This is a genomic window from Bradyrhizobium pachyrhizi (genome assembly GCF_029714545.1).
Lineage (GTDB): Bacteria > Pseudomonadota > Alphaproteobacteria > Rhizobiales > Xanthobacteraceae > Bradyrhizobium > Bradyrhizobium pachyrhizi.
This window is the reverse complement of record NZ_CP121667.1, coordinates 2,338,310-2,351,843: the sequence shown is the minus strand read 5'-3', so window position 1 is coordinate 2,351,843 and position 13,534 is coordinate 2,338,310. Positions and strand designations below refer to the sequence as shown.

Genomic DNA, 13,534 nt, shown 5'->3' with positions numbered 1-13,534 from the left:
CCGTCGAAAAACTAGGAAAAAGTTAAACGGGACGGAGCGCCGGCGGCGCACTCTATGGCGTAACCGTTGCGCGGCGGTTTATTTTGCGAACGGTACAACCACCGGGAGAGTTGCCGCCCGGCAATGCAATCGCGCCGTGCTCCAAACCGCCTGCCTCGGCCGTCGGCCGGGTGCTAGCCTTGGCCGAAATCAGACCGGACCCCCTCATATGCCAAACCTGTCAAACAAATCGCTTGCCGACGGCAAGATCCTGCAAGACGTCGTCGACGGCGTCGGCGTCATCACCTTCAACAATCCCGACAAGCGAAATGCGATGTCGCTGGAGATGTGGGAGGGGCTCGGCGAGGCGCTGACGGCGTTGCGCGACGATCCGGGCGTCCGCGTCGTGATCCTGGTTGGCGCCGGCGCCAAGGCCTTCGTATCGGGCGCCGATATCAGCCAGTTCGAGAAGACCAGGCACAACGCCGAGGCCTCCGAGGAATATTCACGGCGCAGCGCCGCCCAGCGCGCCCTGCTCGCCGACTATCCGAAACCGACCATCGCCTGCATCCGCGGCTTCTGCCTCGGCGGCGGCATGCAGGTCGCGATGCTGACCGATATCCGCATCTCCGGCGCCAGCGGCCAGTTCGGCATTCCCGCCGCCAAGCTCGGCATCGCCTATGGCTATGACGGGCTGCGCCATCTGGTGTCGCTGGTCGGCCCGTCCTGGGCGCGGCTGATCATGTATACCGGCATGCGGATCGATTCCGCTGAGGCGCTGCGAATTGGCCTCGTCGATCGCGTGCTGCCGGACGCCGAGCTCTGGGACGCGACCATGGAGATCGCGCGCACCATTTCGGGCAACGCGCCGCTGGCGATCAAGGCCGCCAAGATCACCATTGCGCAGGTGCTGAAGGATCCAGCCGACCGCGACATGGCCGCGATCAAGCAGGTCGGCATCGAATGCATGGACAGCGCGGACTTCCGCGAAGGCCGCAGCGCCTTCATGGAAAAACGTAAGCCGCAGTTCAAGGGGCGCTAGTCTAACGGCGTCCCCATCCTCACCTGTCATCGCCCGGTTCAACCGGGCGATCCTGAACGCCGCGGCCATCGGCTCAAGCACGACTCGCCTCTGGAATACTGGATTACCTGCATGCGCGGGCAATGACACCGGATGGCTACTGCGCTATTTCCGTATAACGGAATAATACCGCCGATTTGCCCGACGCGCCAGGCTGCCTGGTCGAAGGCCGGCCGCCGGCGGCTACTTTGCATGGGGTTGTTTTCGATATTTTGGCAGTGTGCTCGCGATTGAACCTGCCCTACTTCTTCTCGCTGACCGGGACCGTGTAGTTGAGGATCAACCGTCCGCCGTCGGGATAGATGGTCTGGCCGGTGATGTAGGAGGCATCGTCGCTGGCCAGGAATGCCACGACGGAGGCGACCTCGCTCGGCTCGCCACAGCGGCCGGCCGGCGTCCGCGACAGCACGCTGCGCCGCGCGTCCTCCGAGGAGAAGATCGCCGTCGCCACCATCTCGGTCAGGATCGTGCCGGGTCCGACCGCCACGACGCGAATGCCGTGCGGCGCCAGCGCCACGGCGGCGACCGAGGTGAGCTGCTTCATCGCGCCCTTGGACATCGCATAGGTCGCGAGCGAGGGGATCGCGAGCAGCGCGTTGACCGAGGACATGTTGACGACGACGCCGCCACCGCCCTGCGCGATCATCTGGCGCGCCGCGGCCTGGACGCCGAAGAACGCGCCCTTGAGGTTGATGCCCATCACGTCGTCGAATTCGGCCTCGCTGATGTCGAGGAAGTCGCGGTTGCGCGCGACGCCGGCATTGTTGACCATGACGTCGAGCCGGCCGAACTCCTTCACCGCGGTCGCGACAATGCGATCGACATCGGCGCGCTTGCTGACGTCGGCCTCGACCGCCCGCAACTGATCGATATGTCCGAGTTCCTGGGCGGTGTGGACAAGCCCTGCAGCGTCGACATCCGAGATGACGACCCTGGCGCCGTCGGACAGGAAGCGCGCCGCGCAGGCCTTGCCGATGCCGCGTGCCGCTCCAGTGATGGCGACGACCTTGCCGGAATTCTTCATGGGAGTGCCTCCAGAACAAACTGTTCATGGAGCAATAGCGCATTGCGCGTCGGCAGGGAACGCGGCGGATTCTCCGGGCGAGACCTCAGGACTTGATGCGCGCGAGAATCCGGTCGGCCTCGGTACGCCAGTCGGCGCTGCGGGCGAAGTCCGGCGTTCCCTTGGCTCCGAACACGCCCTCATCGGCAAGATCGGCGATCCAGCCCTGGCGCTCGGCGGTGCCCGAGGCAGACCACGGCGTCAGCCCGACCTCGCGCACGGTCTCCGCCACCTCGCGCACCTCCTCGGCGCGCCGCCGGCCGTGCTCGATCACTCGCTGAAAGAAATAGGCGCCCTGCTTCTCCCAGTCGATCGACGGAAAGGTTTCCTTGAGCGAGGCGAGCACCGCATCCTCGACGCCATAGGCGCGTGCGGTGGTGAAGCTCTCGATCACCATGGCCTCCAGCCCCTTGATCATGATGCTGCGGCACATCTTGACCGCCGAGGAGACGCCAAGCTCGTCACTTGCGACCTTCGCCGCAAAGCCGAGCGCGAACAGCTGCGGCGCGAGCTCCCGCGCGCCTTGGCCGCCGAGCAGCAGCGGCACCTTGATCCGGTACGGCGGCAGCGAGGTCATCACCGCGCCCTCGACATAGCGGCCACCGGCGCCGTCGATGTGCGCCGCCGCGCGCCGCTTGGCGCCGGGCGAGGCCGAGTTGAAGTCGAGAAACCAAGCGCCGTTGCGGATTGCGGGCGCGCAGGCCGCGGCCACCGGCACCGCCTGGCTCGCCGTCACCGCCGAGATGATGAAATCGGCCCGCGCCGCGAGATCGGCATGGGATTGTGCGAGCTCGACGCCGATCTCGGCCGCGTGTGCGCGCAGCGCCGCGCCCTGCCCGCGGTCAAGCTTGATGTCGTAGGCCGAAACCCTCACGCCCTGCTGGCGCAGATCCTCGGCAAGGATGCGGCCGACCTCGCCATAGCCGAGCATGCCGATTTGCCATTGCCTCGGATCGCCGGAGATTGTCATCAGTTCAAGTCCCGTGTTGTGTCGTCGAACAGCTCGTCGACCGTGACGTGCCGGGGGATCAACGCCTGCTGCGCGCAATAGTCGATCATCAGCTCGAGCGGCTTGCGGTTCGCCGCAACGCCGAACGGCAGCAGGTCCGGCATGCCGGGTGGTCCGGCCTCTTCCTTGCCGCGCTTGAGGAGATCGTACAGGCTCCGCACCACGTCCGGCCGCGACGCCGCAAGCCGCGATGTCACCACCACCAGATGATTGACCGGCACCACGCCGTGCCGCGCATACCACCGCGCCGCCTCTGCGGCCGGATCGGCGAACAATGGCTTGAATGCCGGATCGCTGGAGGTCTCGCCGAGCACGGCGTCGAGTTCGCCGTCCCTCAGCATCTGGACGATGGTCTTGCCCTTTGGCGCACGCTCGGTGCTGTCGACATATTCCGCGACATGCGGATCCTCGAACATGACCCAGTTGATCCTATCGAGGTTCACGCCATGGTCGTTGGCAAGGATGCCGCGCATCCATGCCCCGGTCGTGGTCGTGAACGAGCGGATGCCGACCCGTTTGCCTTCGAGATCGGCAGGCACGAGCGTACCGCGGTCGGCGCGACAGAGCGCATGGCCGTGCTGGAAGCGGCCGACCATCGCCGCCGGCAACAGCACCAGCGGCTTGCCGTGCGCCCTTGCCATCAGATAGGTCACGATCGCCATCTCGCAGATGTCGAAGGCCTGGTCGCGCACCATCGGTTTGAACGCGGCGTTGGTCGGCGTGAATTCGGTGAAGTCGAGATCGAACAGGTCGGAGCGAAGCTCGCCGTTCTTCACCGCCCGGATGTGCGAATGATTGCCGAGCACGGCGCGTAGCCGAAGTTTCTCCATCGCGACAAGCTCCGGACGTTCAGGTCACCACTCGCCCCGGATTCGCGGCCGGGATCTTGCGCGGCGCCCCTTCGTCGAGCGGTGCGGCTTGCAACGCGGCGACGGTGGCGCGCACCAGCTCCTCGATGGCGTGGCCGGCATCGGTGCCGTCGGCGCTGCCGCGCGACAGGCGCGAGACGCGCTCCGGCGTCACCAGCGTGTAGTAGAGCGCGCCGAGCAGGAAGTGGCTGCGCCAGACCAGATCGGTACGCGGAATATGCGGCAGGCTTTCATGAATCGCGTCGATGAAGGCATGACTGGTGTCGTCGAAGGTCTGCGCGATGATCTTGCGCACGACCTCATTGCCCTCGGCCGACATGATCGCGCGCAATCGCGTGAACCGCGTTCCGCCGCCGGCAAGATCGCTGCCGGACGTAAAGGCCGGCAACACATAGGCGCGCACGATCGCCTCCAGCCGGTCCTGCAGATCGCGCACCCGCCGCGCCGCCGCCAAAAGCTCGGAACGTCTGCGGTTCATCGGGCCGCAATGGCGCCGATAGATTTCCAGCAGCAGGCCGTCCTTGGTCCTGAAATGATAGGTCACGCTGCCCGGATTGGCGCCGGCGGCCTGCGCGATGTCGCGCACCGAGACGGCGTTGAAGCCGTAGGTCGAGAACAATTCCTCCGCCGCGGCCAGGATCGCCTCGCGCATGTTCGGCTTGCGGGTGCTAGCGGCGGCCTTCACGTCAGACCTGGCAGGTTTGCGGACCATATTTGTACTATCGTCCAAATAATCCGGTCGCGTCAACAACGCCGCGCTGCACGCATCCGTCAGGATAGTTTGACGTCGGGCTCGGCACGTCCGCGCGCGGCAGCGTCGAGCAGGAACGTCCTGCCATGGTCGGGATCGGCCGCACGCTGCGCCTCATCCATGTCCTGCCAGGCCGAGGTGACCAGCACGCGCGAGAAGTCGCGGCCGACGAATGCCGGGCAGCTCGATTGCCTCGCCGGTACGCGCAGCGAACGCAGATGCCGGCCGGCGGGATCGTAAACGTCGACGGAGCCGCCGCCCCAGCGTGCGTTCCAGATCAGCCCGTCGGCATCGACGATCGCGCCGTCGAGCCCGCCGCTACCTCGATGCCTGATCAATTCGGTGGCCTCGCCGACCGGCAGTCCTGTTGCTGGATCGAGCGGCACGCGATGCAGCACGTTGGTTGCGGTATCGGCGAAATAGCCGATGTCGCCCGCGGGCGAAAAGCAGATCGCATTCGGGATGGTGATCCCGGGATACAGCCGCACGATGCGGCCCCAGTGCAGCGCATAGATCGCGCCGGCACCCTGCTCGGCATGGCGCCCCATGGTGCCGAGCCAGAACGTGCCGGACGGATGCACGCGCGCATCGTTGGAGCGCGTCAGCGGATTGTCGGCCTCCAGCGCGGCGAACCGCTCGAGGCGGCCGTCTGCAACGTGCCGTACATAAAGTCCATCTTCGGTCAGGATCAGCTGCCGCTCGCCGTCGATCCGCGCCAATGCACTCGCCATTTTCGGCAATTCGTGGATGACGGTGCGGCCACCTGCAAATCGATGCTCGAACAGGCGGCGCTCGCGGATATCGAACCACCAGGCGGTGTCGGTCGCCGCATCATAGGTCGGGCCTTCGCCGAGATAGCAACGCTCCGCCGACAGCACCGATGTCGGCACCTCTTCCATCAGCGGCCCGGCGGCACGGTCGGTCATGGCGTCACTCACGCGGTTGAGAAGCGGTAGACGATGCTGCGCCGATAGAGCTGCCCCGGATCGAGCCGCGCCGACGGGAAGTCGGGCCGGTTCGGCGTATCCGGCCAGGCATGCGGCTCGAGACAGAGCGCGTCGGATTGCCGGTACAGACGATCGCCCTTGCCGGCGGTCGAGCCGTCGAGGAAATTGCCGGAATAGAACTGCAATCCCGGCTGATCGGTGAGCAGCTCCATCACGCGGCCGCTATGCGGCGCCTCGAGGCACGCGGCCAGGCGAAGGTCCGTTCCCTTGGCCAGACAGAAATTGTGGTCGTAGCCGCGCCCAAGCTGGAGTTGCTCGTCATGCATCCTGATCCGCGCGCCGATGGCTGTGGGCTTGCGGAAGTCGAATGGCGTGCCGTCGACCGGCCGCGGCGGGCCCGGTAGCGGGATCGCCGTGGCATCCACCGCGAGGAAATGGTCGGAGACGATCGTCAGGCGGTGATCGAGGATCTGCATGCCCGAGCGCGCGCTCTCGAGATTGAAGAAACTGTGGTTGGTGAGATTGAGGCAGGTCGGCCGGTCGGTCGTCGCCTCGTAGGTGACCGAGAGCTCCATCGGACTGCGCACGCGATAGGTCACGCGCGCCGCGAGATTGCCCGGATAGCCCTCCTCGCCATGCAGGCTCTCGCGCTCCAGCACCAGCGTCGGTCCCGGATCATCCGATAGTTCGACGATCCGCCACAGCTTGCGATCAAAGCCCTGCAGGCCGCCGTGCAGCGCGTTGGGACCGTTGTTGGCGTCAAGCTGCACGGTCTCGCCATCGAGCACGAAACGCGCGCCGGCGATCCGGTTGGCATAGCGCCCGATCGTTGCGCCGAAGAATTTGCGCTGTGCGAGATAGCCGTCGAGCTCATCGTGGCCAAGCACGATGTCGTCGCAATGCCCCTCACGATCCGGCGCAAGCAGCGCTTGCAGCGTGGCGCCGAACGGAAGGATGGCGGCCTCAAAACCGTATTCGCCGCGCAAGATCACGCGCTCGACCACGGTGCCGTCGTGCAACTTGCCGAAGGGGGCGCGACCAATGCTGGCTGATGTCATTGTCAGTCCTCGAACGCCTCGACGAGGCGCCGTCGCCCGAGCATGAAGCTATCGGCGACAAGCCGCAAGGGCGCGAGGTCGACATCGGATTTTCCTTCCGAGGTCAGCGCGACGAAACGGCGGTAGAGCGCGGGGTATTCCTCATCCGGCGCATCGACCACGAGCCTGCCGCCATCGCGCAGCTGCCTTCCACCCTTCGACAGCGTCACAGGCCCAGCCTCGGTCTCGCACAGGATGTCCCAGCTCGGCGATCCGGTCTGGCGGAAATCGAATTCGGCGTGAATTGGCAAGCCACCCGCGTCGGAGAGTTCGATCTCTGCCGCAATCGGCGCCTCCCGATTGGATGGAAAGTCCAATGCCGCACTCCTGATGAAGACCGCACGCGGCAGGATCTCGGTCAGGATCGACAACGCGTTGATGCCGGGATCGAACACGCCGAAGCCACCCACCTCGAAGATCCAGGCCTGGCCCGGGTGCCAGACGCGCACGTCTTCCTTCCAGATGATGGTCACCTTGTTGATGGTGCGTCCCGCGAGCAATTGCCGCGCAGGACCGACCGCGGCCGCATAGCGTGAATGCCATGTGGCAAACAATGTCCGACCCGCCTCCTGCGCGGCCGCGATCAGCGGCGTGAGTTCGCTCAACGTCGTGCCCGGCGGCTTCTCCAGCAGCACATGCTTGCCCGACGCGAGCGCGGCGGCGGCCTGCGCGTGGCGCACCTGCGGTGGCGTACACAGCGCGACCGCATCGATCTCCGGCCCGTCGCGCAACAACTCCTGCAAATCGCGGAAATGCGGCAGGCAGGGCGGGGTTTTGACGGGATCAACCACCGCAACGAGAGCTACGCCTGACGTCTTCGCGATCGCAGGCACGTGCTGCCGGCACGCGATCTCGCCATAACCGACGATGGCGATGCGAAGCAGGTCACCCATGGCCGTCCTCGCGTTGCGGTCGACCCGGCCGGCTGAAACCGCCAGGCAGAATCATAAGCCAGCGCCGAATACCAACGGCATGATGTGATTTTGGTTGCGGACGCGCAAGTCCACGACGCTCTGTTGTGCGCCTCGCGGCCGGGGCATCGGCTTTGATCAAATCAAGGCCGATGCTCCAGATTCCGGTCTTAACGGGCTTTCTTCGCGCGGACCGGTCACCGCCTCGCCCGAAACCGCGCTAGCGCGCGGCCTCAAACCCGCCGAGCACCGCCGTCAGATTGGCGCCGAGGATGTCGGAGAGATAGCCGCCCTCCTGCACCAGCACCGTCGGCAGTCCGAATCGGGCCAGCCCCTCGCCGATGCGACGAAAGCCGTCGGTGGTGACGGCGAGACCGGCAAGCGGGTCCTTCTCGGAGGCGTCGAGACCGAGCGCGACCACGAGCGCAGTCGGAGCAAAGGAGCGGATCGCCTTCTCCGCCGCTGCGAGCGCCTTCATGTAGTCGTCGTCACCGGTGCCCTTGGCAAGGGGAATGTTGAGATTGGTGCCGAGGCCACCTCCGGCGCCGCGCTCATGCGCATAGCCCCAGACGAAGGGGTAGAAGAACGACGGATCGGCGTGGATCGAGACGGTGAAGACATCCGGTCGCTCATAGAAGATGCCCTGCGTGCCGTTGCCGTGATGCACGTCGACGTCGAGGATCGCGACGCGCTCATGCTTCTGGCGCAGATGCTCGGCCGCAATCGCGCTGTTGTTGAGGAAGCAGAAGCCGCCGGCGAGGTCGCGATAGGCGTGGTGACCGGGTGGGCGGCACAGCGCGTAGACGGCGTCCTCGCCGTCGAGCACCATCTGCGCGGCGGTGACTGCGACGTCGCTCGCGGCGCAGGCGCCGGCCCAGGTGCCGGGACCGATCGGAGCCGCGGTGTCCATCGTGTGCCAGCCGAGCTTGCCGACGATATGAGCAGGGTACGTGCCGGCATTGCGCACCGGGTGGATGTTCGCGATCATCTCCGGTCCGGCATTGCCGAGCGCCGACCATTCGTCCCAGGCGTCCGCGAGAAAGCTCAGATATTCCGGACTATGCACGCGCGCCCGCGGCCCCTGGCCGAACCTGGTCGGCTCGATCAGCGTGTGCTTGCCGGCCTTCAGGCCCGCCAGCAGGCGGTCGGCGCGTTCGGGCTGTTCGGTGGTACGCTGGACCACACCGCGGACCAGGAAGAATTGCGGATCATGGCTGCGGTGCAGATCACTGTAGACGGCCTTCACGGGGACACTCCTGTTCGATCGGCTGAGCTGGACAGAGCGAGGGCAATGTGCCGCACGCAAGCTTTGGCTTGCGCGTTGTACACTATCAGCGACGGCGACGATCTGAAACCGAGCGCGATTTCATGCTATGCCCGCATGCAGCGCAATGATTGAAAGACGCAGGACGCGAAGTCCGGCCATGGCCAGCGGCAAGACGGTGACAGAGGAAACGGCAACGGGGCGGCGCGGGCGGCCGCGCTCCGCCGCGACCACGGCCGCGATCCTGGAAGGCGCCTATCAGCTGATGGCGACGACCGGCCTCGCCGCGACCACCATCGACGCGATCGCCAAGCATTCCAACGTCTCGAAGATGACGATCTACAAATGGTGGCCGTCGCGCGAAGCCTTGCTGATCGATGCCTTCCTCGACCAGGCCTCGCGGGCCGTGCCGCTGCCCGAAACCGGCAATCCGGTGGCCCGCGTCCGCCGTCATGTCGCAACCTATGTCGAGGCGTTGCAGGGCGAGTTCGGTCGGGTGCAGCTCGCCGTGATCTCGGAATGCATCTCGAAGACCGGCACGGCGGAACTGTTCTACGAGCGTTACCTCGGCCTGCGCCGCAGCAAGATGCTGGAGATCATCGCCGCCGGCCAGAAGCATGGCAGCATCGGCGCGCCGGGCGTCCCCGGCGACATCTATGACGCGATCTATGGCAGCCTGTTCTATCGCTACGTCTTCGGCATCAAGCCGTTGACGCCGGCCTACGCCCGCAATCTCGTCAATCTGGTGCTGCGGCCACGCGCGGACGCTTGACTATCAAGCAGAGCGCTGGCGCTGACGGCGGAACCAGACCCAGGTCTCGCGCGTCACGGCCCGGTAACTGCTGCCGCGATACACGATGTGGCCATCGACGATGGCGTTGAGCTTCGGCAATGCATGGAACGGCACCGTGGGATAGGCGTGGTGCTCGACATGGTAAGGCATATTCCAGGCGAACCATTTCATGATCCTGCCGGTCATCGTGGTGCGCGTGTTCTCGAACGCGCTTCGCGTCCGCTCGCAACCGGTGTGCTCGGCATAGAGATAGGGGCGCAGGATGAGCTGACCGGCCAGGAGCGGCACGACCCACACAAAGAGCAGGATCGCGCTGTGCAGCGCGAACGATGCCACAAGCAACAGCAGATAGCCCGCGAGATAGAGCCGCGCCTCCAGCACGATCGAGGCCCGCTTGTGCGCCGGAATCCATGGCACAACCACCTTTCCGGTGAGTGCATGCCAAAACATCAGGCGGATGCGAACCAACACCTGCAGCAGTCCCGAATAGGCGATCGCGAGCTGGGTGTCCGACGCGGGCTTGGGGCCGACGATCAGCTCCGGGTCTTTCTCAGGATCCTGCGTGTAGCGGTGATGGTCCCAGTGAAACAGGCAGTAATACTGGTAGGGCAGTCCGATCATGAAGGCGGACAGATTGCCGACGACAAGATTGAGCACTGGACTGCGGAACGCCGTCTTGTGCGCGGTCTCATGCACCACCATGAACAGGAATGCGACGAAGTAGCCCTGCACGGCAATCAGCGGCAGCGCCCACGGCAGACCGTAGCGCGATGAGACCAGGGAGATCAGCGCACCGACGATGACGATCATCCCGTAATGGCTTGCCGCGCGCACCGCGCCGGCAAGGTTCGACTTGGTCGACAAATCGCGCAAGGTCAGCGGGCTGAGCGGCTTCAGGCGGGGTCCGGCGTCACTGGTCTCGGCGGTGCTCATGGTCGTCTCACCTGTCAGCGTTGCAGCAGCGCCGAGATTTCGGCGTTGATGAAGGCGCGGTCTTCGGCGTTGTTGGCGGGGTTGCCGGCCCGATGCCCATGGATCGAGGGAATGGCGTGCAGCGCGGCCGAGCGTGCGTTGACCAGGCGGCCGAGTTCATCCTCGTTGTCGCGCGGGTCGAAATAGCGATCGGTACGCCCCGGCATCAGCAGGATATGCGCCCTGATCGCGGCCAGCGCCCGGTCGAAGTCGCCGCCGAATTGATCGCAACGGCTGATATCGCCAGCCTGCCAGATCGCGATCTGCGCCAGCAGATCATTCGCATCGCGCCGCGCGAAGGCACCGTCCCACGATCCCGCCAGATAGTCTTCCAGCGAGTTGAAGCCGGCCGCGCGCCAGACTTCCTCGCGATAGAACTCATGCGACATCGCCCATCCAGCATAGACGCGCCCCATCGCGCGTAGGCCCGCAGCGGGCTTGCTGACGAAGCGGCCATCCCGGTAGGCGGGATCGGCGGTCAGCGCGGCCTTCACGCCTTCGAGGAACACATGATTATACGGCGAGCATCGCGCGCTGCCGCAGACCACGGCTGCGCGCTCCACCATGTCGGGATACCGCGCGGCCCAGTGATAGGCCTGCATGCCGCCCATCGACCAGCCATAGACCAGCGCGAGCCTGGTCACGCCGAACCGCTCGACCAGCAGCCGCCGCTGGATCGCGACCGCGTCATGATAGGTGAAGGCAGGAAACGGCGCGCCGCCGAGCAGCTCGGCGGAATTCGACGGCGAGGAAGACAGACCATTGCCGAACAGATTCGCGATGACGATGAAGTAGCGCTCGGGATCGAGCGCGCCGCCTGGCTGCACCAGCCATTCGATGTCGGTGTGCTGTGCGGCGAACGACGTCGGATAGAGGATGACGTTGTCCCGCGCCGCATTCAGCGTGCCATAGGTCTTGTAGGCGAGCCTCAGTTGCGGAAACACGGCACCGCCCTGCAGCGGCACATCACCTGCCTCGAACACCTCATAGTCGCGCGGCGTGGTCATCAGCATTCGACCTCGAGCAGCAGGCGCAACGCTGCGCCCTCCATAACTGTACTATTCGTACACTAAATGTGGAACCCCGGCAATAGCGGCGAAGGTGGAATGACACCGGGCCGATCCATTCAAAATCGGTATGGATCAATACCCGTTTCGGCTTGGACCCATTGTCGTCATCTCTCTAGGACAGACCCCGAGGAAATTTTCGAGGAGGCGCTAATGAGCGCAATTGTGTCCGCCGCAGACACGCGGCGATCCCGCGTCCGGCTCTTGATCGTGACGATGCTGTTTCTCGTCACCACCGTGAACTATGCCGATCGCGCCACGCTTTCGATCGCCGGCCCCGCACTTTCCAAGGAACTGCATCTCGATCCCGTCGCGATGGGCTACGTGTTCTCGGCCTTCGGCTGGTCCTATGTGGTCGCGCAGGTGCCGTGCGGCTGGCTGCTCGACCGCTTCGGCTCCAAATGGGTCTATGCGATCAGCATCATCGTCTGGTCGATCTTCACCGCGATGCAGGGCCTGGTCGGGTTCCTGTCCGCCGGCGCGGCCGTGGTGCTGCTGTTCGGGCTGCGCTTCCTGGTCGGCATCGCCGAGGCGCCGTCATTCCCGGCCAATGCCCGCATCGTCGCCTCCTGGTTCCCCGGCAATGAACGCGGCACCGCGTCGGCCTTCTTCAATTCGGGGCAGTATTTCGCCACCGTGATCTTCGCGCCGCTGATGGGCTGGATCGCCCATGCGTATGGCTGGCGCCATGTGTTCTACGTGATGGGTGCGCTCGGCATCGTCATGGGCATTGCCTGGATCAAGACCATCTACGAGCCGAAGGAGCACCCCGCGATCAACGAGGCCGAGTTCGACTACATCAAGCAGGGCGGCGCGCTGGTCGACATGGATGCGGCGAAGGCCGGCAAGACGCAGGACAGCGGCCCCAGCTGGGACCACATCCGTCAGCTGCTCGCCAACCGCATGATGCTCGGCGTCTATATCGGCCAGTACTGCATCAACACGCTGACCTACTTCTTCCTGACCTGGTTCCCGGTCTATCTGGTGAAGGAGCGCGGGCTCTCGATCCTGCAGGCCGGCTTCGTCGCGACCTTGCCGGCGCTGTGCGGCTTCATCGGCGGCGTGCTCGGCGGCGTGATCTCGGACTATATCCTGCGCCGCACCGGCTCGCTGACCATGGCGCGCAAGATCCCGATCGTCGGCGGCATGCTGCTGTCTATGTCGATCATCGCCTGCAACTATGTCGACGGCCAGGCACTGGTGGTCGGCTTCATGGCGCTCGCCTTCTTCGGCAAGGGCATCGGCGCGCTCGGCTGGGCGGTCGTCTCCGACACCTCGCCGAAGGAAGCCGGCGGCGTCTCCGGCGGACTGTTCAACACCTTCGGTAACCTGTCCTCGATCACGACGCCGATCATCATCGGCTACATCCTGGCCGCCACCGGCTCGTTCAACGGCGCGCTGGTGTTCGTCGGTGCCAACGCGCTGGTCGCGGCGATCGCCTATCTGTTCATCGTCGGCGAGATCAAGCGGGTCCAGCTGAAGGCGGCCTGAACGCGACCTCTCCCCGCCCTTCCGCGGGGAGAGGTCGAAATTCGCACAGCGAATTTCGGGTGAGGGGCGAAGCAACACGTCTCCGCAGAGACAGTCCTTCCGACTCGTTCGGATCGCGCGTGCACATCGAGGCGGCCGTTGCGCAGAGAGAGCCGCTCACGCCACCCCTCTCCCCCGTAAGAACGGGGAGAGGGAGCAGAAAACCAAACGGCGGCTTCGGCCGCCGTCTTTGTCTGCTTG

General features: G+C 65.3%; 13 protein-coding genes. 3 read left to right on the top strand and 10 right to left on the bottom strand.

Features of this window, described 5'->3' with window-relative positions; all coding sequences use genetic code 11:
- Positions 1-208: 208 nt before the first annotated feature.
- Positions 209-1,021: an enoyl-CoA hydratase gene (locus QA639_RS10770; RefSeq protein WP_028333265.1), complete on the top strand. Its 813-nt coding sequence runs from the start codon at positions 209-211 to the stop codon at positions 1,019-1,021.
- Between the two features lie 280 nt (positions 1,022-1,301).
- On the opposite strand, the gene QA639_RS10765 is transcribed toward QA639_RS10770, so the two are convergent.
- The 8 genes from QA639_RS10765 to QA639_RS10730 form a co-directional block, all read right to left on the bottom strand.
- Complete coding sequence (locus QA639_RS10765; RefSeq protein ID WP_028333266.1) at positions 1,302-2,084, bottom strand: SDR family NAD(P)-dependent oxidoreductase; 783 nt, start codon at positions 2,082-2,084, stop codon at positions 1,302-1,304.
- 85 nt (positions 2,085-2,169) lie between these two features.
- Positions 2,170-3,087 (bottom strand): NAD(P)-dependent oxidoreductase, encoded by a 918-nt coding sequence (locus tag QA639_RS10760; RefSeq protein ID WP_283090570.1) that lies wholly within the window; start codon positions 3,085-3,087, stop codon positions 2,170-2,172.
- A gap of 5 nt (positions 3,088-3,092) precedes the next feature.
- Positions 3,093-3,962: a substrate-binding domain-containing protein gene (locus QA639_RS10755; protein ID WP_157340573.1), complete on the bottom strand. Its 870-nt coding sequence runs from the start codon at positions 3,960-3,962 to the stop codon at positions 3,093-3,095.
- A gap of 19 nt (positions 3,963-3,981) precedes the next feature.
- Positions 3,982-4,713 carry a TetR/AcrR family transcriptional regulator gene (locus QA639_RS10750; protein ID WP_028333269.1) on the bottom strand — a complete coding sequence of 244 codons (732 nt, stop codon included), beginning with the start codon at positions 4,711-4,713 and terminating at the stop codon, positions 3,982-3,984.
- Between the two features lie 59 nt (positions 4,714-4,772).
- Positions 4,773-5,651, bottom strand: coding sequence for an SMP-30/gluconolactonase/LRE family protein (locus QA639_RS10745; protein WP_157340802.1), 879 nt, complete (start codon positions 5,649-5,651; stop codon positions 4,773-4,775).
- Between the two features lie 35 nt (positions 5,652-5,686).
- Entirely contained in the window at positions 5,687-6,757 is a 1,071-nt protein-coding gene (locus tag QA639_RS10740; protein WP_283089746.1) for an aldose epimerase family protein, read from the bottom strand.
- 2 nt (positions 6,758-6,759) lie between these two features.
- Positions 6,760-7,689, bottom strand: coding sequence for a Gfo/Idh/MocA family protein (locus QA639_RS10735; protein WP_283089745.1), 930 nt, complete (start codon positions 7,687-7,689; stop codon positions 6,760-6,762).
- A gap of 238 nt (positions 7,690-7,927) precedes the next feature.
- Positions 7,928-8,953, bottom strand: a complete 1,026-nt coding sequence (locus tag QA639_RS10730; RefSeq protein WP_028333273.1) for a histone deacetylase family protein — start codon at positions 8,951-8,953, stop codon at positions 7,928-7,930.
- A 178-nt stretch (positions 8,954-9,131) separates the two neighbouring features.
- On the opposite strand from QA639_RS10730, the gene QA639_RS10725 reads away from it, so the two are divergent.
- Positions 9,132-9,743 carry a TetR/AcrR family transcriptional regulator gene (locus QA639_RS10725; protein ID WP_157340578.1) on the top strand — a complete coding sequence of 204 codons (612 nt, stop codon included), beginning with the start codon at positions 9,132-9,134 and terminating at the stop codon, positions 9,741-9,743.
- A gap of 3 nt (positions 9,744-9,746) precedes the next feature.
- Here QA639_RS10725 and QA639_RS10720 read toward each other — a convergent pair whose 3' ends face one another.
- Both QA639_RS10720 and QA639_RS10715 read right to left on the bottom strand, forming a co-directional pair.
- A complete protein-coding gene (locus tag QA639_RS10720; RefSeq protein WP_157340580.1) occupies positions 9,747-10,697 on the bottom strand; it encodes a fatty acid desaturase in 951 nt (316 codons plus the stop codon).
- 14 nt (positions 10,698-10,711) lie between these two features.
- Positions 10,712-11,743 (bottom strand): alpha/beta fold hydrolase, encoded by a 1,032-nt coding sequence (locus QA639_RS10715; RefSeq protein WP_157340804.1) that lies wholly within the window; start codon positions 11,741-11,743, stop codon positions 10,712-10,714.
- 213 nt (positions 11,744-11,956) lie between these two features.
- Between QA639_RS10715 and QA639_RS10710 the strand changes: the two genes are divergently transcribed.
- Complete coding sequence (locus QA639_RS10710; protein WP_028333277.1) at positions 11,957-13,294, top strand: MFS transporter; 1,338 nt, start codon at positions 11,957-11,959, stop codon at positions 13,292-13,294.
- Positions 13,295-13,534: the final 240 nt, after the last annotated feature.